Origin of the sequence: Roseburia sp. OF03-24, assembly GCF_003463035.1 — a bacterium.
Lineage (GTDB): Bacteria > Bacillota > Clostridia > Lachnospirales > Lachnospiraceae > Roseburia > Roseburia rectibacter.
Map to the genome: position 1 here is coordinate 60313 of NZ_QSCK01000015.1, position 24560 is coordinate 84872.

The following is a 24560-nucleotide window of genomic DNA, read 5'->3' on the forward strand; positions in this document are numbered from 1 at the left end:
TTTTCATGCTCCTCTCCTCTTTAACTTCGTAAAAATGTTATATATACAAAGTTCACTATTCGTATTATAATATTTTAATATACGTTTCTCAACAAAATTTTACTCTTTGGAGGATATATGTTACCAAAAAAATTAAAGCGTCTCTCTGGCATGCAGTTGATCGCACTTGGTTTTCTTCTGCTTATCTTAGGCGGAACATGTCTTTTGATGCTTCCCTGCTCTTCCCGCACCGGTGAAATTACCCCTTTTATCACAGCACTTTTTACAGCAACAAGTGCCACCTGCGTCACCGGTCTTATTTTAGTCGATACCTATACCCACTGGTCCATCTTCGGGCAGCTTGTACTGCTGCTTTTAATTCAGATCGGCGGACTTGGCTTTATTACCATCGGCACTGCCGTCTCTTTAGTTTTGCGCCGGAAGATCGGTTTGAAAGAACGTGGCTGGATCAAGGAAAGTTTTAATGTTCTGGATATCGGCGGCGCAGTGCGCCTGATCAAACGCGTACTAAAAGGTACTGTATTATTCGAAGGCATCGGTGCATTGCTGTTATTTACCCGCTTTTATCCTAAAATGGGATTTTCGAATGGACTTTATTACAGCATTTTCCATTCCATATCAGCCTTTTGTAATGCCGGATTTGATATCATGGGAAAATATAAGCCGTATTCTTCTTTTACTGCCTATTATGACGATCCTGTGGTCAGCTTTACGCTGTGCGCCTTAATCCTGATTGGCGGGATTGGATTTATTGTATGGAGTGACATCATTGATCATAAATGGCATTTTAAGAAATATGCCCTGCAGACCAAAATGGTCTTAAGTTTTTCAGCAGTTCTGGTTTTTGGCGGTGCGCTGCTGTTCTATTTGTTAGAACGCAATAACCTATATGCCGATATGAGCACGAAAGGCATCATCTGCAGTTCTTTTTTCAGCGTGATCACGCCTAGAACTGCCGGTTTTAATACACTTGATATCGGCTCACTCACAGAAGGAGGCAAACTCCTTACCATCATCCTGATGTTTATCGGCGGGGGTTCCGGTTCCACAGCGGGCGGCGTCAAAATGGCAACCATTTTCGTTTTACTGTTACATTTGCGCTCTACCCTCCTTCGGACAACCGGAACTAATATTTTTGGCCGCAGGATCGAAGATGATACGATCACAAAAGCATCCGCCCTGCTTTGTACCTATCTGTTTGCCGGACTTGCCGCAACGCTCGCAATCTGCGGCATGCAGGGTTTCTCTGTCGGTGACACGCTTTTTGAAGTCATATCCGCAATCTGTACTGCGGGAATGACAGCCGGACTGACCAGTCAGCTTAATTTTATTTCACGACTTATTATCATTTTTCTGATGTATATCGGTCGCCTTGGAAGTCTTTCCTTTGCACTTTCTTTTACCGACCATAAAAAACTAACACATATCATGCAGCCGGTAGAACGCATCAACATCGGCTGAGAAAGGAATTTACTTATGAAATCAATTTTAATTATCGGACTCGGACGTTTCGGCACCCATTTATGTCAGGATCTTGCCAGACTTGACAATGAGATTATGATCGTTGACAAAGACGAAGCAAGCTTAGAAGACCTTCTTCCCCTTGTGGTCAGCGCCAAGATTGGCGACTGTACCAACGAAAAAGTCTTAAAAAGTCTTGGTGTCGGAAACTTTGATTACTGTTTTGTCTGTATTGGTGAAAATTTTCAGAGCAGTCTTGAGATTACAAGCCAGTTAAAAGATCTTGGGGCAAAATATGTTGTCAGCAAGGCCAACCGTGATATCCACGCAAAGTTCCTGCTGCGCAACGGTGCGGATGAAGTGATTTATCCAGACCGTGATATTGCAGAAAAAGTCGCGGTTCGTTTTTCTGCAAATCAGGTCTTTGACTATGTGGAACTCGGAAATAATTTTTCCATTTATGAAATTGCCCCTCTGCAAGAGTGGATCGGTCATTCGATCAAAGACGTCAATGTCCGCGTCAAATATAATGCAAATATCATCGGCATCAAAGCTGAAAACGGCACGGAACTGATGCCGAATGCAGAGTATGTGTTCCGTAAAGAAGAACATCTGATGATCATCGGGCATCAGCGGGATATGGAAAAGATTTTGAAGAAATTATAAGTGCATTTCTTTTTCATAAATGTCTGCTGCCTCTTCTAACAGTTTCCGGATTTCAAGATGCTGCGGGCACTGTGCCTCGCATTTTCCACATTTGATGCAGTCTCCGGCTTTACCGCTTCCGTCGATCTGCCAGCGGTAAGACCCCCGTGCCGCATCCGTCACTCCAAACTGTACGCCCATGTTGTAGACTCCAAAAATATCCGGGATACGGATCTTTTTCGGACATCCCTCCACACAGTAACGGCAGTTGGTACAAGGAATCGTTGGAAGTTTTTCGAGTTCTTCCACCACTTTTCCGATTGCCCGCTGCTCTTTATCCGTGAGCGGCTGAAAATCTTTCATATAGGCCGTATTGTCCTGCAACTGCTTTAGATCCGACATTCCGCTTAACACCAAAATTACATTCGACAGTGATGCCGCATACCGGATCGCATAAGATGCATAGGAAGCATTTTCATCCAGCGCACTTAAGATCCTCGCCGGCTCTCCGACCATATTTGCTAACGTACCGCCCTTGACAGGCTCCATCACGATCACAGGTACTCCATGCTTTTCTGCCACCTCATAACATTTGCGTGACTGCACGTTTTCAGATTCCCAGTCATAATAATTGATCTGAAGCTGCACAAACTCCATCTCCGGATGATTTGTCAGGATCTCATCCAACACATCTGCCTTATCGTGGAAAGAAAAACCGATATGCCGGATCTTTCCCTCCTCTTTCATGTTCTGTACAAACTGAAATCCGCCTAAGTTCTCTGCCTCTTTTACCCTGTCTTTATTCATTGCATGCAAAAGATAAAAGTCAAAATACTCTACCTGGCATTTTTTTAGCTGTTCCTCGAAATACTTTCCGTAGTCAGTGTACTCTTTTACAAGCCATACCGGCATCTTGCTCGCAAGGAAAAAACGATCCCTCGCATACCGTTGTACCAGACAGCGTCCGACTGCTTCCTCGGATCTGCCATTGTGATATGGATATGCGGTGTCAAAGTACTTAAATCCCTGTTCGAGGTAGGAATCGATCATCTCGCAGAACGCTGCGTCGTTGATATTTTCTGTGCTGCCGTCGGTTACCGGGAGACGCATGCAGCCAAATCCCAGTTTCTTTGGCATTTCTTTAGTTAACTCGCTCATTTGTGTGTGCCCCTTTCTTTTGGGTTGTTATAATAAAACATAAAGTCTTGGGCGAAACTCTTCTGCAGGTTGTGGTGGTCGTTGTGTGGCGGGCACCTGTTTAACGAAGGCACGCTCTCGCTGCGTGTCGCTCGTAGCGGATACTAAGCGACCAAAATACGGTCGCTAAGTACCGACGGCTCCCCAGCACCTTCTTATAAACAGGTGCCCGCCGCACAACTACGCTACGTTCTTGAGAGTTTCGCGTTGGCAAACCTTTCTTTTTATTATAACAACCTAAAGGAAAGCTGTATAGTATTCTTTTTCATGCAGGCGATCGGCACACCACTCCACTCTATACTTCCCCTCATGCAGGCGGTCGGCACGACTCGCCCTACAACTCCCCGTGGGCGGGCGGCACGGCAACGCCCACACCCCGGCGTGAGATGCTGGGTTTGCCGGCTGGGAGGGGCGAGTGGCGGGGGCTTTCGGTTGGGGTGACTTTGGAAGGAAATTAGAAAATCTTAGTGCCCCTGCCAACACACAGCGATGTGCTGCCACGGATGGCAGCACAAACCCCGGTCGAGCCACGGATGGCTCGTCTGGGGTGCTCGCGTCCGCCTTCCACAACCTCCCGCAGGGGCACTTAGAATTTCTTATTCCCGCACAACGGAACCCCAGCCGAAAGCCCCAGCCACCCACACCGCACCAGCCGGCAAACCCAGCCACCCCACTCCCACAAAAAAAGCAGAGCCACCCACGCCCTGCTTTTTCATTTCCGCACCCTAACTCTGGTACACCTCAATAAAGTTCTTCACAACCTCCACCAGCTTTTCATATCCCATGGAAGTCGTATCCAGACAGAAATCATAGTTTCTGGCATCATACCAGTCATTCCCGGTATAATATTTATAATAATCCGCACGGTGCTTATCGATCTTTTCGATCTTCTTCTCCGCATCCCGCTCGGTGATTCCGTCATGCTCCATTACACGGACGATACAATCTTTCTTCGGTGCAAAGAAAAACAGGCGGAGCACATTCGGATCATCCTTTAACACATAATCCGCACATCTTCCGATAATGATACAGGACTCTTCCTCTGCAAGCTCACGGATCACTTTTGCCTGATAATTAAACAGATTGTCATCCGATACAAAATCTGCGCTCTCCGGCGGAATCACACCGCCCTTATACGGATTTTTGCGTGCAATACGAAACAAAGGTGATTTCTTTAATTTTTCATCGGTCTGTCCGAAAAGCGCCTCATTGATGCCGCTGTCATCGGATGCCATTCTTAAAATCTCTCTGTCGTAGCAATTAATTCCAAGTTCTTCTGCGAGCAGCTTACCCAGCGTACGTCCGCCGCTGCCGTAACTTCTTGCGATTGTAATCACTGTTTTTTTCATTGCTGCATCCCCCTATTCTCCAAGATATGCTTTCTTGATCAATTCGTTATTCATCATTTCCTTTGCATCACCGGAGAGAACGATATTGCCGGTCTCCAGTACATATGCACGGTCAGCAATGGATAACGCTTTCTTTGCATTCTGCTCTACTAAAAGAACCGTTGTTCCGCCGGCAGAAATATCACGGATAATGTGGAAAATCTCCTCCACGAGGATCGGAGAAAGTCCCATGGACGGCTCATCCATCAGGATGATTTTCGGCTTTGACATCAGCGCACGACCCATGGCAAGCATCTGCTGCTCACCACCGCTTAAGGTTCCTGCAAGCTGGTTTTTACGCTCTTCCAGTCGTGGGAAACTCTCATATACTTTCGCTAAAGTCTCTGCGATCTCCTGTTTATCTTTTCTGGTGTATGCACCCAGTTTTAAGTTCTCATATACGGATAACTCTGCAAATACACGACGTCCCTCCGGCACATGCGCCATTCCCATGGATACGATCTTGTGTCCCGGAATCTTTGAGATATCACATCCCTCAAAAATGATCTCACCTGCTGCCGGGCTTAACATACCTGTAATCGTCTGTAATGTTGTTGTCTTTCCGGCACCGTTTGCACCGATCAGCGCAATGACTTCACCCTCATTGACCTCAAAGGAGATTCCCTTGATTGCCTGGATCACGCCATAGTATACTTCCAGATTTTTTACTTCAAGCATTGCCATAACTTAAAATCTCCTTTCCTATTCTCCAAGATATGCCTTGATGACCTGCGGATCATTCAATACTTCCGTCGTTTTACCCTCTGCTAAAACCTGTCCGAAGTTTAATACAGTAAGTTTCTCACAGATACCGGATACCAGTTTCATATCATGCTCGATCAAAAGCACTGTCATATCAAATTCATCCCTTACAAAATGAATTGTCTCCATCAGCTCTTTTGTCTCGTTCGGGTTCATACCGGCAGCCGGCTCATCTAAAAGCAGAAGTTTTGGATTCGTTGCAAGTGCTCTTGCGATCTCAAGTTTTCTCTGTTTACCATAAGGGAGATTGGACGCAAGAAAATCTGCTTCTTTTTCAAGATCAAATACTTTTAAAAGTTCCATTGCTTTCTCATTCATCTCTTTTTCTGCCTGATGGTATTTTGGCAGACGTAAGATTCCTGTCAGCGTAGAATATGTGATCTGATTATGCAGACCGATCTTTACATTATCAAGCACTGACTGGTCTTTAAACAGACGGATATTCTGGAATGTACGGGCGATTCCTGCTTTGTTGATATCGATGGTCTTTTTCCCTGTGATATCAACTCCGTCTAATGTGATAGATCCGTCATTTGGTGTATACACACCGGTTAACATATTAAATACAGTTGTCTTTCCGGCACCGTTCGGCCCGATCAGTCCGTATAACTGTCCTTTTTCGATTGAAATATGAAATCCGTCTACTGCACGCAGACCGCCAAAGGAGATACCAAGATTTTTTACTTCCAATAAACTCATGTTACTGTACTCCTTTCTTTGTGTTCTTTTTCAGTTTCGCTGCCATACGCTGTCTGAATTCGATACATTTTGGTGCCCAGTTAAAGAGCATCATTGCGATCAGCACGATGGAATAGATCAGCATACGGTAATCAGAAAGTCCACGCAATACCTCCGGCAATAACGTAAGGATCACAGCCGCAATGATCGAACCGCGGAAACTTCCCATTCCACCTAATACAACAAATACAAGGATCATGATCGACATGTTGTAACCAAAGTTTGCAGGTGTTGCTGTAACGGTTGACAGGTTGTGTGCATATAAAACACCGCCGGCTCCTGCGATCGCTGCGGAGATCGTAAATGCCATCAGTTTAAATTTTGTAATGTTGATACCAACTGACTCAGCCGCGATACGGTTATCACGGATTGCCATGATCGCACGTCCGCTTCTGGAATTTACCAGATGATATACGATAAACAGACAGATCAGGATCATGATCACACCCGCTGTAAAACTGGATAAATGAGGAATCTTTGCAATACCTTTTGCACCGTTTATAAGCCATTCTCCCTCATCCGAAAGTTTGATCGCATTTCCGTTTGAAATTGCAAAATGAAAACCGTCCGTATCTTTCGCTATGTAAAGTACGTTGATCACGTTTTTAATGATCTCACCAAATGCAAGTGTTACGATAGCAAGGTAATCACCTCTTAAACGCAATACCGGGATACCGATGAGGAATCCGAAAAATGCAGCCACTGCTGTTCCTATGATCAAAACGACAATAAACAGAAGAATCTGATTTGGGATTACATTCTGTAAAAGTTTTGTTGCAAATGCACTTGAAAATGCACCGACACACATAAAACCTGCATGTCCGATACTAAGTTCTCCCAGATAACCAACACAGAGATTTAATCCGATCGCAACAATGGAATATGTGCACATCGGCACTAAAAGTCCCTGCATCAGGGAAGATAATACTCCGGCTGCGATCAGTATCTGGACTACAAGATAGGCCACAATTACCATGGCAAAGGTAATCAGATGGTCTAATGTACTTTTTTTCATTGTTTTAACATTTAATTTCGACATATCATTACTCCAATCTGACCTTATACTTTTTCATGAATCTGTTTTCCAAGAATACCGGTCGGCTTTACAAGCAGCACAATGATAAGCACTGCAAACACGATTGCATCTGACAACTGGGATGAAATATAAGCACGTCCTAAAATCTCAATGATACCAAGTAAAATACCACCGATCAACGCACCAGGGATAGAGCCGATTCCACCGAATACTGCTGCTGTAAACGCTTTGATACCAGGCATGGAACCTGTATAAGGAGTCAGTGTAGGGTATGCAGAGCAGAACAGCACACCTGCGATCGCTGCAAGTCCAGAACCGATTGCAAATGTCAGGGAAATGGTTGCGTTAACATTTACTCCCATCAGCTGTGCCGCATCTTTATCTTCCGAAACAGCAAGCATAGCCTGTCCGGCTTTTGTTTTTTTGATAAATAACATCAGACCTGCCATAATGATGACACATGCAAGAACCGTCACGATCGTGGTTCCTGAAATTGTAAGGCTGCCGCCTGCAAGTTTTAAAGATGGCAGTGTTACAACATTGGTAAAAGACTTTGTGTCCGCACCAAACAATAACAGTGCTGCATTCTGTAAAAAGTAGCTGACACCGATCGCTGTGATAAGTACGGCAAGAGGAGTAGCCCGGCGCAATGGCTTGTAAGCAATTTTTTCGATGACGATACCAAGAACCGTACAAACAATAACGGATAAAACAACCGCTACAAGCGGCGGCCATCCCTGACCGTTCATGGCTAAAAACACCACGTAACAGCCGATCATGATAACATCTCCATGTGCAAAGTTCAACATCTTTGCGATACCGTATACCATGGTATATCCCAGTGCAATGATCGCATAGACGCTTCCAAGACTGATACCATTGATCAGGTAAGATAAGAAATTCATAACAATCCTCCATTCTTACTTTATAACGTTAATACATTGATTTTTTTATTATACCATTTGAAATACTTGTATACAATCTTTTTGTTTCAAAAAACGCCACAATGTGACGTTTAAAAATATTCTGTCATAAGTACAAAAGGGGCTGACTGCGACAACTTTGTCTGCAAACAACCCCTTTCTTTCCTTATAAAATAGCTATTTATTTTTTATTTCATTTACATTGCTGCGTAAGCACCATCTTTGATCACTACTGCCTTCGGAGCCTTGCTGACCTCTCCGGTTGCCTGCCATGTCATTCCATCTCCTGTCAATCCATCTACAGAGATAGATGTCATTGCTCCGGTTAATGCAGTGCCCAGATCAGAAACACTCATATCCGGTGTTGCACCTGCCTGCTCGATAGCTGCTTTGATAACATAGATTGCATCGTAAGCATCTGCTGCGAACTGGTTTGGAACATCGCCATATTTCTCTTTGTATGTGGAAACAAATGCTTTTGTTTTCTCATCATCTGCATCTGCAGCGAATGGAGTTAATAACATAACACCTTCCGCTAAAGATGTATCAAAGTTCTCAACACCAAGGATTCCGTCCATACCATCAACACCGAAGAAAGCCGGCTCATAACCCATACCGTTTGCCTGAGTTAAAATGATAGATGCCTCTGTATAGTAAATCGGTAAGAATACTAAGTCAGCGCCTGCAGACTGTGCTTTCTGAAGCTGTGTGGAAAAATCTGTCTTGGAATCTGCTGTAAACGCTTCCTCAGCTACTACTTCAAGTCCTTTGTTCTGTGCTTCTTCCACGAAAGTAGCTTCGATACCGGAAGAATATACACTCGAACTGTCATAGATAACTGCAAGTTTTGTTCCTAAATTGTTCTCAGCAATGTACTGTGCAGAAGCTGTACCCTGGTTCGGGTCTGTAAAGCATGCCTGGAATACATTATCGTTTGTGATAACATCTGTGGATGATGCGGATGGTGTAATCTCAAACATACCATCTTCTGCTGTCTTGTCTGCAACTGCTACACAAGGTGTTGTTGTAACAGTTCCCATTAAGATCTGCATACCCCAGTCCTTTAATGAGTTATATGCATTGACGGATTTCTCTGCATCGTTCTGATCATCCTCTGCTTTGAATGCAAGCTGATATCCGTTTGCACCGCCAGCTGCATTGATCTCATCCACTGCCATCTGTGCTGCGTTCATAACTGCGTTTCCGTAAATTGCTGCATCACCGGTTGTCGGTCCGATGCTTCCGATCTTAAATACAGAACCGTCTGCTGCACTGCTGTCCGTACCTGCAGATGCATTGCCTGTTGATGTGTTTCCTGCTGCATTGCCACCACAGCCTGCCAGACAACTTACTGCCAGCGCTGCTGTTAAAAACATACATACCGCTTTTTTCATAATATTTCCTCCTTCGATACTTCCGCATCTTATATTGTCCTGAAATTTCATACATTTGCGAAAGCTCTCAAACTTGTTGTTGCAATAATAGCAAAAATATACACTTTGCACAATATTCAGATTCACCTAAATTCTTGATGGATTTTAATCATAATTATACAAAGTGACGTTTTCCATAACTATTAGTTATGTATATTATGAACTGTACGAATAAAATCTGAAATTTCATCTTTTAACCCTGCGGATTCAATGTGTTGCGCATAGCAGTCTGTAAAATTTTCTTTCAGATAATCTGCCAAAAACTGATTGCGCTGCCCATTCTCCATATCAGCAAGTGCTTCTTTATCTCCATGCTTCAGATAATACGCAAGTGCAAAAAAATCGGGGGCATCCCAGCCTGCTGCGTCCTTTAATACTGCCTGTATATTCTCCAGCTCGCTGCGCAGCATAAGTGTGCTGATCTTTGCATCCGGCATTCCAAGCTCCGATGATGCCGTCTTTAAACACTTTACCGTTGAACCGTAATCCGGATCGTCCTCCCGGATCGAACATATGTGATAAACATGATCTAAATCCACGATCAAAGAATCCAGGCTTTTTTTTGCATCACGTTCCGGTTCCTCTGTCATCTCATCCAGTAAAAGTTCAATCTTGCGCTGCGCACGCTCCAGATGTTCTCTTGATGTTTTATAGTCTGTCTGAAGTCTCTCCCCAAGTTCCTGTGCCTCTGTAATTATTTTTACCAGCTCACCTGCGGCTCCTTTTTCCATGCCGGTTCCAAGTAATTTACTCTTCCAGTCTTTTTCCCTGCTGCGCTGTTCCTTTTGTTTCCTTTTTTGCTCACTGTCCCCAAATAACATTTCACGCTCCTCCTTAACCCCGTACAATTTCCGACACACTGCCCTATATAGAATACTCTGCCGGAATTTTTCTAATGCTGACGTTTATCCATATCAATGCAGCAGAAAATAACCTGCCACCAGGATAATGCCAAGCACCAAAATAGCAACCGGTATAAACGTGATAAATGCCGCAATGATCATCGCAAGCATATCCCCCTTTTCTAATTCGGGGCGTTCCAGCTCCTCATACGTTTCTCCTGCATCTTTCCTGCGTTCTTCCTCCGCCGCATCACTGCTCTCATGCAACTTCTTCATTGCTCCATCTATTTTTCTCTGAAATAACATATAATCTCCATTTCTACTAAAAGTACTTATTTGTAAAGATACTACTGCAAAACAAATCACAGCCAGCCGCTTATAAAATAAGAGCCGGCTCTTACCAAAAAACACTATGTTTCCAGTTTAAGCCAGCTCTTATCATCTGTCAAATTGTATCTATTTTATTTTCTGCTGTTTACGCGGTCGGACAACATCTGCCGGTTTCGCACTCAATCAATATATTTATTTTTCTTCCGGCACGCCTAATTTATGATGACATGCTACAAAATGTCCCGGTTCTACCTCTTCGAACTGCGGAGTCACATTCTTGCAGATCTCTGTGCAGTAACGACATCTCGTATGGAACTTACATCCCTTCGGCGGGTTGATCGGACTTGGGATATCTCCCTCAAGAATGATCGTCTCTTTCTTACCATCCACATCCGTGGTTGGAATCGCAGAAAGTAATGCCTCTGTATATGGGTGGTACGGATGTGCAAACAGATGCTCCGTATCCGAAAGCTCCATCATATTTCCCAGGTACATAACACCGATCCTGTCACTGATATATTTGATGACAGAAAGGTCGTGTGAAATAAACAGGTATGTTAAATTATTCTGCTCTTTTAAGTCTAACAGCAGGTTAATGATCTGTGACTGAATGGAAACATCCAGTGCAGATACTGCCTCATCACAGACAACAAACTTCGGATTTACTGCAAGTGAACGCGCAATACCGATTCGCTGTCTCTGTCCACCGGAAAACTGGTGCGGATAACGATGGATAAAATAAGAAGCAAGTCCACACTTCTCCATGATCTCCATGATGTAATCCTGCATCTTAGGATCACCTTTTTTGAAGATATTGTGAGCCATCAGTCCCTCTCCGATGATCTGACCTACCGTCATACGCGGATTTAAGGATGAATACGGATCCTGGAAGATCAACTGAAGATCACGGCGCAGATAACGCATCTCTGCATCCGTTAAGTTTGCAAGATTGATACCGTCATCCTTCTGTGCCTCATATTTATCAAATGCTTCATCTTTTTTGCAGTTGTCACGGATCTTATCGATCTCTGCAAGCTCAGCCTGTACTTTTTTCTGAAGCTCTGGAATTTTTTTCTTTACTTCCTCTGCTTTTGCGGATTTTCCGTTTTTCTCAAAATCCTCTGCCTGTGCATTGATCTTACGGATCTCTTTCATGGCAAGATATTCTGCAAGATAATGACGGCCTGCCTCTGCAAGTGCAGACTCATCTAACGTATAGAGTCCGCCGATCAAAGCAGTGATATCCAAAAGATCGTTGTTTGCCTCACTCTCCATCTCGGCAAGGTGCTGTCCGGCTGCCTTCTTAGCGATTTTTTCTTCCTCAGTGCCCTCCGGCATTTTAGCGTAGTCTGCCTCTAATTTTTTTACCTTGTCTAAAAGCTCCTCGCATTTTTTCTTCTTATCTGGAAGATTTCTAAAGATCTCCTCAACATATTTTAAATCAAAATCTTCAACCGTACGTCCGTAATATACGGTGCGTCCGCCGGTCTGACGGTAAAGCTGTAACAGCGTACGTCCGAATGTGGATTTTCCACATCCACTCTCACCTACCAGACCAAATGTCTCGCCTTCGTAAATATTTAAACTGATTCCATCATTTGCCTTTACAAATGACTGCGGTTTTCCCATCTTCTTTTTTCCGATCGGGAAATACTGTTTTAAATTCGAAACACGCAGTAATACCTTGTTCTCGTCACTCATTAGTTTCTTTCCCCTTTCTTCGGATAAAAGCAGCGTACCATATGTCCCGGTTCTACCTCGTTCAGTTCCGGTTCCATTTCACGACACTTGTCTGTTGCATATTTGCAGCGCGGTGCAAATTTACATCCCTTCGGAAGATCAAGCGGATGCGGTACGGCACCCGGAATTGCCTCTAAACGGATTCCGGTCGGTGTATCAAGACGTGGGATAGAGTAAAGCAGTCCTTCCGTATACGGATGCAGATAGGAGTTATCCCCAAAAATGCTGCGCACCGGAGCTTTTTCCACAACCTGACCACAGTACATAACAGCGACATCGTCTGCCATCTCGTTGATAACACCAAGATCATGTGTGATAAAGAGAATGGATGTTCCTTTCTCTTTCTTTAAATCATTCATCAGCTTTAAGATCTGCGCCTGGATCGTTACATCAAGAGCCGTCGTCGGCTCATCAGCGATCAGTAGTTTTGGGCGGCAGGCAAGTGCCATGGCAATCATGACACGCTGGCGCATACCACCGGAAAGCTGATGCGGATACTGTTTGGCAACCGCTTCCGGATTCGGGATTCGTACATCCTTTAACATCTCAACCACTTTCTCGGCTGCCTCTTTTTTATTCATTCCCTGATGAATGATAAACGGCTCGGAAAGCTGACGCTCTACAGTAAAAATCGGGTTTAAGCTGGTCATCGGCTCCTGGAAAATAACAGAGATCTCATTTCCACGGATCTTACACATATCTTTTACAGATACGTCTGCAAGATTTTTACCGTCAAAAATGATCTCGCCGCTGTCGATATATCCGTTGCCGTCTAATAATTTTAAAATACTCATAGCGGAAACGCTCTTACCGCTTCCACTCTCACCTACAACACCAAGTGTCTTTCCCGGTTCTACCGAGTAAGAAACACCGTTTACTGCCTTTACAATACCCTTTTTCGTTTTAAAGAAGGTATGCAGGTCATGAATCTCTAATAAAGCCATTTTGTGTTTCCTCCTTTAACGCTCATTTGATTTCGGGTCGATGGCATCACGCAGACCGTCTCCGACCATATTGATACAGATTACGCAGATACCTAACATGATGGCAGGGAATACCCATCTCCACCAGTAGTTCTGGATAACAACGGAACTTACGCAGCCGTTTAACATATTTCCCCATGTAGGACGCGGCAGTTTTACACCAAATCCTAAGAAGGACAACGTAGACTCTGTCAGCATACAATAAGCAAAATCAAGCGTTGCGGATACAATGATAACCGAAATTACATTCGGGATAATATGCTTAAATACGATCACAGAACGTTTTACACCCATCGCATTTGCAGCGGTTACAAACTCCTGCTCACGCTCTGCAAGCACCTGTGCGCGGACAAGTCTTGCAAGACTCGGCCAGCTTAATATACCAAGGATCACCATGATCAGGGCAATTCTTGCGCTCTCTGTCATGCTGTTTCCGATGATAGATGTCAAAATCATCGCCATCGGAAGGAACGGCAGACATGCAACGATCTCTGTGATACGCTGTAACACGATATCAACCCAGCCTCCGAAGAAACCGGACACACCACCAATGATGATACCGATGATCGTGGAAATGATAACGGAGATTGCACCGATCGTCATAGTCATACGTCCACCATTTAAGATACGGGTAAATACATCACGTCCAAGCTCATCGCTTCCGAGCAGATAACCTTTTAATCCCCAGGTTACTACATCGCCGGATTTGGTCACTGCATAATTCTGGTAAGTACCGCCATAGATAGCAGTCACATCTTTTGCTGCTTTTGGAACATCTGTCTGGTGTTTTGCATTGCTTCCCCAGGAGTAAACAGTTCCTTTATCTGTCAGTGTTGTAATATGATATCTTCCGGCAAACATGGAAACGATCTCTCCATCCATTTCCGGAATCTCTTTCTCACTCTTGTTGGCTTTTCCCCAGATTCTAAGAGAGCCATCCTCTAACAATGCCACACAGGCATCGGAGGTTGTCACGATATCTTTCGCTTTTCCAAGGTCTTCCGGAATATTGGAGATATCGGATTTCTGGCTTCCTAAATGCCGGATCTCACCATCATCTGTAAGCGCCATTAAAGTTGTATTTGCTACGGAAATCTTTGCAATGTGGCTGTTACCGTTTCTTCTGGTCAGACGCACATCATTTAAGTTTTCATTTCCCCATGCGATGACTTCGCCGCCTTCGGTTAAAACATAAGAAATCTGATAACCGGCTGCGATCTGTTTGATCTTCTCATGCTTTACTTCCATCGGAACCTGACACTGTCCCATACGGTCACTACCCCAGATGAAAAGCTCCCCATCTTCATTGAGTGCCATGACATGGTCAAATCCTGCAGATACAGATACCACTTTTCCCATTTCTTTCTGTTTTGGCATCTTCTTTGCAATATCGATCTTGTTACTGATCTTTGTGTAGCCCCAGACATAGACTTTACCATCATTGTCAACGCCTACACTAAATGTCGCACCTGTGGAAATCTCTTTTACATTTCCTTTCAAACCGTCCGGTACTTTCATCATATTAAGTCCCGGAGCCACGTTGATCTGTGTCTCTTCTTTTTCACTTAAGTCGATCGGATTAAAAATTGGTCCAATTAAAACGATCAAAAAGATAACTAAAAATACGATCAAGCCGCCAAACGCAAGTCTGTTTGAGGTGAAATTCCTCACAACCGTACGGAGCGGACTCTGAAGCGCTTCTTCCTGTAATACATCGAGTTCTTTATCCCTTTTTCCAAAAAGGTGTTTGAGCATCTTCATGTTTTTCGTTCCTCCTACTTATCAATACGTACACGCGGATCTACAAGACCGTAGCTTAAGTCTGTGATCAGGTTGCTGAGCAGTGTGATGATACAGTAGAGCATATTTACTGCAAGTGCCATATCGTAATCCTGATTCATAAGTCCGACATAATACATTTTACCGATACCATTCAACTGGAAAATCTGTTCAATAACGATAGATCCCATGAAAATACTCATGAACCAGCTGATGATCAGTGTGATAACCGGAAGAAGTGCATTTCTCCATGCATGGGAATAAATAACGACTTTTTCCTTTAAACCTTTTGCTCTTGCAGTACGGATATAATCCATACGGAGTGCATCGATCATTGCTGCACGGACATAACGTGTCATGCTTCCCAAAGCTGCAACCGTCATAACGATGACCGGAAGTGCCAGATAATGGAGACGGTCAAGCACGAATGCCATTCCGGTTCCCTGGAAGTTCGGCGTATTCATACCACTGATTGGGAACCAGCCGAGCTTTACGGCAAATATGAAAATAAATACCAGAGCAATTATATATTGAGGCATACTATAGCCGACAATTGTCAGCACCTGTACCGTATTGTCAAATTTAGAAAATTTCTTGACCGCACAGTGAATACCGAGCGGTATTGTGATCGCTAACGCGAGTATCGTGGATACGATATTGATCTGTATCGTGTTTAACAATGGTGTCGAGAGACAGTCTTTCACATCTTTTTTGTAGAAGGAAGAATATCCAAGATCGCCCTTTAATAAATTTCCCATCCATTTTACATAGCGGACCGGAATCGGATCATCTAATCCTAATTTTTCTCTTGCTTCCTGATAGCGGAGCTGGAATGTCTCATCGGAGACTTTACCTCTTAAGTTCTGCACCTGATTAAGAGCACGGTCACCAGGTACGTTATTAAACAGTACAAAAAGGATAATGGATACTACAAAGAATACCCCTATCATATATAAAATTCTTTTCCCAACGTACTTTAACATAATTTAACCAACCTTCATTTGATTTTTCTTCTTCGTTTCCTTAGGAACAAAATCCTGACATGCCCCTTTGATCCCATTCCAAAAGAAACGATCAAAGAATTTGCCGGAATATATACCGCACGGGCGCGGGACTTATGCCCCACGCCACATGCCGGTAAAATTTCACATGGAATAGAATATGATTCTATAAAACAGATTACTCCATGTTTGCATACAGAATTGCGTTTGTTGCATCCCAGTTGTATCCATCTTCTTCAAAGTCATGAAGCTTTGATGTGAAGAAATCATGGTAATCATTGGAGTACAGCGGAATCTCAGGAAGCTCATCATTCCAGTCAGCGATGAAATCGAACCATGCTTTTGCATATGCCTCATCATCACCTTCTTCTGTATGGTTCATAGTGATTGCAAGATCATACAGTTTCTGTCCTTCTTCACCCTCTAATGCATTGGTGTTGTTAGATGAACCTGGCTCATACTGATATGCAACATCGTAAGGGTTACCGAAACCACTTGCTAAGTTGAACATCTGATATGGGTTCTCTTTGGAGCTGTCATAGTAATATGTCAGTAAGTCTGTGAAAGTACCAACGGTCTGGTTGATCTTCATACCTGCTGCTTCTACATCCGGGTTCTGCTGTAAGGAAGTTACAAGCAGGTCAGATACAGAGTTATTCTCAGAAGAGAACCACTCGATGACTAACGGCATGTAAGTACCATCGTCTAATTTCTTATAACGGATTCCGGAACCTGAGTAATCAGAACCATCTTCGTTGTATACCCAGCCGCCGTCCTCTAACTCTTTGATTGCAGAGTCAAGGCTGTATGTGTAAGAGTTTAATCCGTCTAATTCTTCTGCATATTCCTCAGCCATCCACTGCTGCGTACCATAAGGTCCGCTTACAACAGTACCATGTCCGCCTGTGAATGTCTGTGCAAATGTTACACGGTCAAGTAAGTAAGCCATTGCATGACGTACTTCTTTGAACTGGGTCGGTCCCTGATTACATTTGAAAGAAATCATTCCGTAACCTGCACGGCCATAGCTTAAGTAATTGAAGCTTCCGTCTTCAACCATATCAAGACCCTGTTCGATCTGATCGCCGTCTGCTACCTGATATAAGATATCAACAGCACCGGTCTTTAACTGATCCATCATAGTATCCTGTGGTGTATATTTTACGATAACAGTCTCGATATTTGCTGTCTGTCCCTCGAAGTTACCTGGGAAATTCGGGTTCTTTGTCAGTGTGTATGCATAAGAATTCTCATCATAAGATGTGAACATGTAAGGACCGGAGCAGATATTGTAGTCATATCTTGCAGCCTGTACTTTATCTCCGATGTACTCAGAAGTAAAGTTGTCAGAGAATTTCACACCATTCTCTGTATCCTCTAAAGTAACATCTTCCGGTAACCATAAGTCCATAGACTCCGGCTGGTTAGAGATCAAAGCCTGTCCATAGTAGTATGGCATATACTGTGCGTCGATGGTTACAGAGAAAGTCTTGTCATCGATCAGATGAAGTCCTTCGAATGTATCTGTCTCGCCGTTTGAATATGCGTCATAACCTTTTACATACTGAACAGTACTGTCTGTTAAGTTGCTGGCTTCGAGATCAGTGATCATCTCGTCACATCTTAACATGTATGTTAATAAGTAGTCATCTGCATTTACATCAGAACCATCGCTGAACTTTAAGCCGTCTTTGATCTTAACTGTGTAAGTTCTGCTTCCGTCCTCGTTATCTGTTACTTCCAGATTATCAAGAACAGCCGGGTTCTCGATCCATTTACCTGTCTGGTCTCTGTCGATCGGAGCCATACCTGTAACTAATTTGAATGCATCGTAATCAGAAGCACCGTTTGCCCAGAATGGAGTGATATCTCCACTTGTCTCAGAACTCTCGCCTAAGATTACCTGTTTGTTGCTGTAAGTACCGTTAAAAGTACTCTCTGTTCCGTCTGCAGCTGCCTCTGTACCCTCTACAGCAGCGTTGTCAGAAGAAGCGTTGTTTCCCGCATCAGCATTGCTGTTTCCTGAACCGCATCCTGCTACCATTCCGGTAGTCATGGCACCGATCAGAAAAAGAGAAATCAGTTTCTTTTTCATAATAGTTCCTCCTTATAGAAAATTGTTCTATATAAAAACGCCATGGCGTCTTTATAGCATTATTGTTGTAACACGTTATCGTGCTAAAATATTTTTGTATAAGCAAAAAAAAGTGCCAACAGACTCCTTTGCCCATTGCACTTTAAAAACATACAACTGTATGTTCCCGACGAACAATACTTTTTTTATTATACATGCAAGCCGTTTTTTGTCAATACTTTTTCTCATTTTCAGGCATGTATAAATATAACGCTTTTCCCAGTATTTTCCCTTCTTTTGCATTATCATTCAAGAGCCTTCCTAAATGTATGAATTTTCTTTCATTATTTTAATTATTGGGAATATTTACATTTCGCTAAAGATTTCATTTTTTCTCTATTTCGTCTATATTATAATGTAATTTTGCTTCTTTCCATCTCATTTTACACCTGTTATAATTGAAACAGATTTTACAACATCACGAACTTCTATATATAAGGAGACACCACCATGATCACACCGGAAGATATCCTGAATCTCAACTTCTACAAAAAAGAAAAATTTACCGGCAGCTACAAAGGCATGCGTTATCTGATCCAAAAAGAACACGATGAAGAATCCGATACCGATGTTTTCCGTGCTATTTACTGGCCGGGACCTTATAATTTTGCCACCACAGACGATTCCTTAAAAACTTCTGCCACATTTCCTTTTACAGAAGATGGAAAAATAAAAGTTGTCGAGTGGCTTAATACCAGTTGGGAAAAAAGTAAAGACCATTTTCAGACTTTATTGCTTTAAAGGATTGACAGCACCCACATATAAACTTAAAATCTGATTAACGATATTACTTTAGTCCTAATTTACATATGAAAAATGAGTGCGATATATTTATATTCCGCATGTAAATTTTTATCGCAGGAATGGAGAATTTTATGGAGTATAACGAATCATATTTCAAAGCAAAATCAAACTCAAAGGCTCGCACGATCTGGCTGATCTTAATCGCCATCATGACTCTTTCGTATGGTTCAGAAACTTCCCAGGGACTTCACTCAGCCAGATATTATATTACCTTTCTTCTTATGGCATGGGTTCCATTTTTTATTGGTATTCTCGTATTAAAGATCAACGGAAAGGCTTCCTCTATATATAAGGAAGTTGTTGCTGTCGGTTACGGTGCATTTTACACTTATGTAATTCTCACCACTGATTCTGCGATCGCGTTTGGTTATATCCTGCCATTAACCAGTATGCTGATTCTTTTTAAAGATCGTAAATATATGATCCGGTGCGGTATTGCCAATGAGATCATTGTAATTGTTCATCTTATTTTACATAATATATATGGCATAAACCCAAATATTTCCACAAATGATTATTACCTTCAGATCTCCACGATATTGCTCTGCTATATCTGCTACGTCGTTTCCATCGATCATCTAAACCAGTCCGACGGAGCACTTGTCAACTCTATTAAAGACAACCTAAACCGCGTGGTGACCACAGTAGGGCAGGTCAAAGGCGCTAGCAGTTCCATTGTAGACGGTGTTACCGTAGTCCGTGAACTTGCTGATGAAAACAAACAGGGGGCTGATTCCGTTGTAAAAAGCATGGAAGAACTGACCCAGAATAACGATATTCTCTATAACAAAACAATGTCCTCCATGGATAAGACTTCCGATATCAACACACAGGTCGAGAATGTAGCATCCCTGATCGCAGAAATGGTAAATCTGATCCAGGAATCCATCGAACACGCAAACTTAAGTGCGGAAGAACTTGCCGATGTTGTGTCTACCACCAACACAATGGCAGATCTGTCCTCACAGGTCGAACAGGTTTTAGAGAATTTCAAACAGGATTTTGATATGGTAAAAGAAGAGACTGGAACGATCGAAGGCATTACTTTCCAGACAAATCTCCTCGCCTTAAACGCCTCCATAGAAGCCGCCCGGGCCGGTGCTGCCGGAAAAGGATTTGCCGTTGTAGCTGACCAGATTCAGGGACTCAGCGTAGAGACGAAAAATTCTTCCGGCCGCATCCGTGATGCGTTGACTCATTTAGATGAGACCTCTGGAAAAATGACACAGTCCATCACGCAGACGCTTAACCTGATCCAGACAACACGTGAAAAACTCACACTCGTAAAAGACAGTGTTGCCAGTATTACCAAAGATTCGACGACTCTCGGTGAAAATATCAAAGTAATCGACGGTGCCATGAAAGATGTGGAGTCTTCCAATCAGGATATGGTTGACAACATGAAACAGGTCTGCGACACCATGGATGTCATGACCAAGTGCATCAACCAGTCAGATGACGTTTCACGCACCATGTTGAGTAAATACGAGGAATCCGCCGTCAACGTAAATAAAATCGAAACGATTGTCGGAAAACTGATGGGTGAACTCGGTACCGGCGGTTTCATGGGAATCGGTGATGCCAAACCTGGCATGAAAGTCGTCCTGATCGCCAAAAATGGCAGTTCATCATTTACTGCTCACGGTGAGGTAACAGCATCCCTAGACGGTGGAATTACAGCACGTCTGCATGTTCCTTCCGGTCATTCGATTGAAATTAAAAATAAAAACTTTACTTACGAGCTGCAGATTTCCGTCACAAATGCACTGTATATCTGGGAAAATGCCGATATTTCCACAATGCGCGGTCAGGCATCTGATATTTATAAGATTACTGTTGCAACCAACCCGAAGGTTATCAACCGTCGTAAATATCCGCGTATGCCGCTCTCCAACAAATGTACGATCACGGTAACACAGACCGGCAGACAATATAACGGTCAGATGATCAATATCAGTGCAGGCGGCTTTGCTTTCAGCGTCCGCGATAATTTCTTTGCCAGTGCGATCGGTTCCGACATTACCTTATCGATCCCGGATCTTCCTGTAGCAAGTGCCCGCGAGTTAGAAGGACATATCATCCGCAGCACGGATAATGAAAGCGTCTTTATCGTTGGCTGCCGTATGCCGGAGGATAATACAGCGATCGAGCAGTATGTACGCAGTAATTATCAGGGAGAATAATTATATAACCTGCATTCTCTTTGCTATCAGCATAACCACGCAAACATGCTGCAAAATACATTATAAAACAGCGGATAACAACTTCTTCTCTTGTTGTTATCCGCTGTTTTTCATATGATCTGACCGCTATTTGTTAATCATCGTGCAGACATGTTTACTCATTTATTTGATTTGCCTGCATTCACTTATTCTATACAATAAAACGCTCTACATTCTTCTGCAGTCTGTCCGCTGCTGCATGCGCTGCCTCTGCTTTTTCTTTGATCTCAGCTGCCTTCTCAACCACAACACCTGTTTTTTCAGCGATATCATTGGTACCGGTTGCGCCCTCCGTTGCTGCCTTACTTACTTCACCGATCGCATCCATAACTCCGTTGATCGATGCTAAAAGCTGCTCTGAAGATGCCGAAAAATCAGTTACCAGTCCATCAATACTACCTGCATCATTACTGTAAGAATCTGCCATGTCAGAGAATCCTGCAAAACTGTCCACCACATCTGTTCCGACAAACTCAAGTAACTTTTTCGCTCCATCTGCCAGATTCGTTACAGATTCAACCACATTCTTTGTTACATCCTGGATATGTACGACTGCCGCCTTTGACTGCTCTGCAAGTACCCGGATCTCATCTGCAACAACTGCAAAGCCTTTTCCTGCCTCTCCCGCACGTGCGGCCTCAATGGATGCATTGAGTGCTAACAGGTTTGTCTGTCCGGTAATCTCCATAATTGATTCCGCAAGAACGCCAATCTGATCGACAACTTTGATATCTTCAAGTGCTTTTGTCAGTCCCTCATTGATTTCCGCATGGATTGCCTTGGTACGTTTATCATTTTCGGTTGTGGTCTTTTTAATACTGACAGCACGGTCTCGGATATCATCTGCCTCCATAGCCCCGTCCTGTGAACGCGTTGCAATGCTCTTTGCAGCGCTCTCGATTTCATGGGACATCGCATTGATCTCTTCGGAGGAAGCAGCTGTCTCCTGCATACCTGCTGCAAGTTCTTCCGTAGTAGCGGAAACATTCTCAATCTCCTCATCCAAAGCCTGGATGTTGGTATCAATCTCCTGTACCATTCCGGTGATCTCTGTCGCCTGGCTCTTAACCTCGCCGATCAGTCCGTTCATCTCTGTCCTCATAGACTCAATGGAACCTGCCAGCTTTCCAAAATCATCACGTCGTTTTAACAGTGCAGTTCCAAGTGCCTGTGAAAAATCACCCTGTTCCATGACTCCGATGGAACTGATACACTTCTTCAGTGGTTTAATAATGCTTAAAATGATCAATATAAGAAGAAATACTACTACCGCTCCTTCTATTATTGTTGAAATGATAAACGTGGTACGTTTGTTTGTTACATATGAAGTAAAATCTTTTTCAATGGATGCAACCTTATCATCGATATAGTCTGTGTAATTACCGGTTCCGATCACCCATTCAAACGGTTCAAATGCTTTACTGTAGGAACGTTTCGGAGAAGGTTCAGTCTCGCCTTCTTTCGGGAATACATAATCTGTATATCCTCCATCTGCCTCCTGTCCGACACGGATGATCTCTTTAACCATCTGATATCCATTGGCATCTTTCGTCTCCATACGGTTTGTGCCTTCTGTATCATTTCCTAAAAGCACCACATTAGTTCCGTCATACTGGTCAACCCAGAAATATCCGCCATCTCCATAACGAAGCTGTCTGATCTCATCTGCCGCTAACTTCTTAGCTTCTTCCTCGGTATACACACCAGCCTGATACTGATCATAAATCGTCTGACAAAGTGAGACCACATTATCTACCTGCTGTTTAATCTGTTCATCATAAGACTCCCGCTCATCTGCTTCCATCGTCTCTAATGCTTTGCTCTGGAGCTGCTTCATGCTCTCCGATGAAATAACGGCACACAATACCAGTGCCACTATCGTCGCTAACATTACGATTGCCAGCTTTGTCTGTACTTTTACATTGTTCATAAATCTTTCCTCCCGCTTCCCTGCTGTAATATCGGAGTTCACAAATATGATGTATATAGATTTTTCTATACAGATTTTTGAAAATTCCTTTCTATTATTTTACCATATTGCACAATTTATCTCAATATTTTTTAAATTTATTATAAATTTTGTAATTTCTTTTACATTTTCCATATTATTGACTTGTTTCAGAACAAAACAATAGCCGGAAAGCCTTGATTTTACTGCAAAATCTTAGCTTTCCGGCTATTTTTTATTCATGCGGGTGACAGGACTTGAACCTGCACGTCGGGGACACTAGAACCTAAATCTAGCGCGTCTGCCAATTCCGCCACACCCGCAAACCACTTTGCCATTATATATTAGCACTCGCAAAATTGCAAGCATTTTTTCCTCATATTTCTCCCTCTAAATCAGAAACGGCTACTGTTCACACATACTGTGCGAGTAGCGATTACAGCCATTTTAAATACATCTTCGATACAAAGACAATGGCAGCTCCAGTCCATGTGCCTCTAACAACTCCCTGTCGCTTAAAATCTCCTTTGTTGCCCCATCACACACAATTCTGCCCTCCGACAGTAAAATCGTTCTGTCACAGGTATCCCATACAAAATCCAGATCATGTGAGGCCACGATTTTCAGATAGGAAAACTCATTCAATACCCGGATCAGATTTCTGCGGTTTTTCGGATCAAGTGCCGCCGACGGTTCATCCATCAGTATAATATCCGGTTTCATGGAAAGGATGGTTGCGATTGCCGCTAACTTTTTCTCTCCTCCTGACAGTTTATGGATCGGTTTATTCGCAAGATGTTCAATGTGTACCTCGGCAAGTGCCATTTTTGTCCTGTATGCAACCTCATCTTCTGACAGACCATAATTCTGTGGTGCAAATGCCACATCCTCATATACATTCGGCATAAAAAGCTGATTTTCAGAATCCTGAAACACATATCCAGCCATTTTTCTAATCTGAGCTAATGTCTCTTTTTGTAACGGTACATTCCCGATACTGATGCTGCCTGAATCCGGAGAATACAAACCGACAAGTAATTTTAAAAGTGTTGACTTTCCTGCCCCGTTTGCACCGACAACGCCAATCGACGCCTGCCCATCCGCTGCAAATGATATATCTTTCAAAATAGGATTTTCTTTTTCATAGGAAAAATTCAGATGCGTTACCTCTATATTAATCTGTCCCATATTTTC

General features: G+C 43.2%; 20 protein-coding genes and 1 tRNA gene. 4 read left to right on the forward strand and 17 right to left on the reverse strand.

Features of this window, described 5'->3' with window-relative positions:
* The first annotated feature begins 117 nt into the window (after positions 1 to 117).
* Both DXA60_RS09430 and DXA60_RS09435 read left to right on the forward strand, forming a co-directional pair.
* On the forward strand, positions 118 to 1461 hold the full coding sequence (locus DXA60_RS09430; RefSeq protein WP_117921009.1) for a TrkH family potassium uptake protein: 1344 nt from the start codon (positions 118 to 120) through the stop codon (positions 1459 to 1461).
* Between the two features lie 15 nt (positions 1462 to 1476).
* Positions 1477 to 2127 (forward strand): potassium channel family protein, encoded by a 651-nt coding sequence (locus DXA60_RS09435; RefSeq protein WP_117921010.1) that lies wholly within the window; start codon positions 1477 to 1479, stop codon positions 2125 to 2127.
* Here DXA60_RS09435 and DXA60_RS09440 read toward each other — a convergent pair.
* The 14 genes from DXA60_RS09440 to DXA60_RS09510 form a co-directional block, all read right to left on the reverse strand.
* Positions 2122 to 3264 (reverse strand): aldo/keto reductase, encoded by a 1143-nt coding sequence (locus tag DXA60_RS09440; RefSeq protein ID WP_117921011.1) that lies wholly within the window; start codon positions 3262 to 3264, stop codon positions 2122 to 2124. The two genes, DXA60_RS09435 and DXA60_RS09440, sit on opposite strands and share 6 nt — an antisense overlap.
* A gap of 764 nt (positions 3265 to 4028) precedes the next feature.
* A complete protein-coding gene (locus DXA60_RS09450; protein ID WP_117921013.1) occupies positions 4029 to 4652 on the reverse strand; it encodes a cytidylate kinase-like family protein in 624 nt (207 codons plus the stop codon).
* Positions 4653 to 4664: 12 nt separating this feature from the next.
* A complete protein-coding gene (locus tag DXA60_RS09455) occupies positions 4665 to 5375 on the reverse strand; it encodes an ABC transporter ATP-binding protein (protein WP_117921014.1) in 711 nt (236 codons plus the stop codon).
* 18 nt (positions 5376 to 5393) lie between these two features.
* Positions 5394 to 6152: an ABC transporter ATP-binding protein gene (locus DXA60_RS09460; RefSeq protein ID WP_117921015.1), complete on the reverse strand. Its 759-nt coding sequence runs from the start codon at positions 6150 to 6152 to the stop codon at positions 5394 to 5396.
* A gap of 1 nt (position 6153) precedes the next feature.
* On the reverse strand, positions 6154 to 7230 hold the full coding sequence (locus tag DXA60_RS09465; RefSeq protein WP_117921016.1) for a branched-chain amino acid ABC transporter permease: 1077 nt from the start codon (positions 7228 to 7230) through the stop codon (positions 6154 to 6156).
* Positions 7231 to 7250: 20 nt separating this feature from the next.
* Positions 7251 to 8132: a branched-chain amino acid ABC transporter permease gene (locus tag DXA60_RS09470; RefSeq protein ID WP_117921017.1), complete on the reverse strand. Its 882-nt coding sequence runs from the start codon at positions 8130 to 8132 to the stop codon at positions 7251 to 7253.
* 215 nt (positions 8133 to 8347) lie between these two features.
* Positions 8348 to 9544, reverse strand: a complete 1197-nt coding sequence (locus DXA60_RS09475) for an ABC transporter substrate-binding protein (RefSeq protein ID WP_199536204.1) — start codon at positions 9542 to 9544, stop codon at positions 8348 to 8350.
* 182 nt (positions 9545 to 9726) lie between these two features.
* Complete coding sequence (locus tag DXA60_RS09480) at positions 9727 to 10404, reverse strand: hypothetical protein (protein ID WP_117921019.1); 678 nt, start codon at positions 10402 to 10404, stop codon at positions 9727 to 9729.
* Positions 10405 to 10497: 93 nt separating this feature from the next.
* Positions 10498 to 10731 carry a hypothetical protein gene (locus DXA60_RS09485; RefSeq protein WP_117921020.1) on the reverse strand — a complete coding sequence of 78 codons (234 nt, stop codon included), beginning with the start codon at positions 10729 to 10731 and terminating at the stop codon, positions 10498 to 10500.
* 216 nt (positions 10732 to 10947) lie between these two features.
* Positions 10948 to 12456: an ABC transporter ATP-binding protein gene (locus DXA60_RS19560; protein WP_117921021.1), complete on the reverse strand. Its 1509-nt coding sequence runs from the start codon at positions 12454 to 12456 to the stop codon at positions 10948 to 10950.
* Positions 12456 to 13439 (reverse strand): ABC transporter ATP-binding protein, encoded by a 984-nt coding sequence (locus DXA60_RS09495; RefSeq protein ID WP_006855937.1) that lies wholly within the window; start codon positions 13437 to 13439, stop codon positions 12456 to 12458. Before DXA60_RS09495 ends, DXA60_RS19560 begins: the two co-directional genes overlap by 1 nt.
* 15 nt (positions 13440 to 13454) lie before the next feature.
* Positions 13455 to 15239, reverse strand: coding sequence for an ABC transporter permease subunit (locus DXA60_RS09500; RefSeq protein WP_117921022.1), 1785 nt, complete (start codon positions 15237 to 15239; stop codon positions 13455 to 13457).
* 14 nt (positions 15240 to 15253) lie between these two features.
* Positions 15254 to 16240 (reverse strand): ABC transporter permease, encoded by a 987-nt coding sequence (locus tag DXA60_RS09505; protein WP_117921023.1) that lies wholly within the window; start codon positions 16238 to 16240, stop codon positions 15254 to 15256.
* A 196-nt stretch (positions 16241 to 16436) separates the two neighbouring features.
* Positions 16437 to 18353 carry an ABC transporter substrate-binding protein gene (locus DXA60_RS09510; RefSeq protein ID WP_117921024.1) on the reverse strand — a complete coding sequence of 639 codons (1917 nt, stop codon included), beginning with the start codon at positions 18351 to 18353 and terminating at the stop codon, positions 16437 to 16439.
* A 489-nt stretch (positions 18354 to 18842) separates the two neighbouring features.
* Between DXA60_RS09510 and DXA60_RS09520 the strand changes: the two genes are divergently transcribed.
* Both DXA60_RS09520 and DXA60_RS09525 read left to right on the forward strand, forming a co-directional pair.
* Positions 18843 to 19133: a GNAT family acetyltransferase gene (locus DXA60_RS09520; RefSeq protein WP_117921026.1), complete on the forward strand. Its 291-nt coding sequence runs from the start codon at positions 18843 to 18845 to the stop codon at positions 19131 to 19133.
* 134 nt (positions 19134 to 19267) lie between these two features.
* Positions 19268 to 21379: a methyl-accepting chemotaxis protein gene (locus DXA60_RS09525; RefSeq protein ID WP_117921027.1), complete on the forward strand. Its 2112-nt coding sequence runs from the start codon at positions 19268 to 19270 to the stop codon at positions 21377 to 21379.
* Between the two features lie 190 nt (positions 21380 to 21569).
* Here DXA60_RS09525 and DXA60_RS09530 read toward each other — a convergent pair whose 3' ends face one another.
* The 3 genes from DXA60_RS09530 to DXA60_RS09540 form a co-directional block, all read right to left on the reverse strand.
* Positions 21570 to 23348, reverse strand: coding sequence for a methyl-accepting chemotaxis protein (locus DXA60_RS09530; protein ID WP_243006832.1), 1779 nt, complete (start codon positions 23346 to 23348; stop codon positions 21570 to 21572).
* 260 nt (positions 23349 to 23608) lie between these two features.
* Positions 23609 to 23689, reverse strand: a tRNA-Leu gene (locus tag DXA60_RS09535).
* Between the two features lie 124 nt (positions 23690 to 23813).
* Positions 23814 to 24554, reverse strand: coding sequence for an energy-coupling factor ABC transporter ATP-binding protein (locus DXA60_RS09540; RefSeq protein ID WP_117921029.1), 741 nt, complete (start codon positions 24552 to 24554; stop codon positions 23814 to 23816).
* Positions 24555 to 24560: the final 6 nt, after the last annotated feature.

Bases quoted from the DNA above. Each gene is read 5' to 3' on its own strand.
- DXA60_RS09525 (WP_117921027.1), top strand. From the start codon at position 19,268: ATGGAGTATAACGAATCATATTTCAAAGCAAAATCAAACTCAAAGGCT.
- DXA60_RS09500 (WP_117921022.1), bottom strand. From the start codon at position 15,239: ATGAAGATGCTCAAACACCTTTTTGGAAAAAGGGATAAAGAACTCGAT.
- DXA60_RS09540 (WP_117921029.1), bottom strand. From the start codon at position 24,554: ATGGGACAGATTAATATAGAGGTAACGCATCTGAATTTTTCCTATGAA.
- DXA60_RS09450 (WP_117921013.1), bottom strand. From the start codon at position 4,652: ATGAAAAAAACAGTGATTACAATCGCAAGAAGTTACGGCAGCGGCGGA.
- DXA60_RS09530 (WP_243006832.1), bottom strand. From the start codon at position 23,348: ATGAACAATGTAAAAGTACAGACAAAGCTGGCAATCGTAATGTTAGCG.
- DXA60_RS09480 (WP_117921019.1), bottom strand. From the start codon at position 10,404: ATGTTATTTGGGGACAGTGAGCAAAAAAGGAAACAAAAGGAACAGCGC.
- DXA60_RS09455 (WP_117921014.1), bottom strand. From the start codon at position 5,375: ATGGCAATGCTTGAAGTAAAAAATCTGGAAGTATACTATGGCGTGATC.
- DXA60_RS09520 (WP_117921026.1), top strand. From the start codon at position 18,843: ATGATCACACCGGAAGATATCCTGAATCTCAACTTCTACAAAAAAGAA.
- DXA60_RS09430 (WP_117921009.1), top strand. From the start codon at position 118: ATGTTACCAAAAAAATTAAAGCGTCTCTCTGGCATGCAGTTGATCGCA.
- DXA60_RS09475 (WP_199536204.1), bottom strand. From the start codon at position 9,544: ATGAAAAAAGCGGTATGTATGTTTTTAACAGCAGCGCTGGCAGTAAGT.
- DXA60_RS09510 (WP_117921024.1), bottom strand. From the start codon at position 18,353: ATGAAAAAGAAACTGATTTCTCTTTTTCTGATCGGTGCCATGACTACC.
- DXA60_RS09465 (WP_117921016.1), bottom strand. From the start codon at position 7,230: ATGTCGAAATTAAATGTTAAAACAATGAAAAAAAGTACATTAGACCAT.
- DXA60_RS09495 (WP_006855937.1), bottom strand. From the start codon at position 13,439: ATGGCTTTATTAGAGATTCATGACCTGCATACCTTCTTTAAAACGAAA.
- DXA60_RS09435 (WP_117921010.1), top strand. From the start codon at position 1,477: ATGAAATCAATTTTAATTATCGGACTCGGACGTTTCGGCACCCATTTA.
- DXA60_RS09440 (WP_117921011.1), bottom strand. From the start codon at position 3,264: ATGAGCGAGTTAACTAAAGAAATGCCAAAGAAACTGGGATTTGGCTGC.
- DXA60_RS09485 (WP_117921020.1), bottom strand. From the start codon at position 10,731: ATGTTATTTCAGAGAAAAATAGATGGAGCAATGAAGAAGTTGCATGAG.
- DXA60_RS09505 (WP_117921023.1), bottom strand. From the start codon at position 16,240: ATGTTAAAGTACGTTGGGAAAAGAATTTTATATATGATAGGGGTATTC.
- DXA60_RS19560 (WP_117921021.1), bottom strand. From the start codon at position 12,456: ATGAGTGACGAGAACAAGGTATTACTGCGTGTTTCGAATTTAAAACAG.
- DXA60_RS09470 (WP_117921017.1), bottom strand. From the start codon at position 8,132: ATGAATTTCTTATCTTACCTGATCAATGGTATCAGTCTTGGAAGCGTC.
- DXA60_RS09460 (WP_117921015.1), bottom strand. From the start codon at position 6,152: ATGAGTTTATTGGAAGTAAAAAATCTTGGTATCTCCTTTGGCGGTCTG.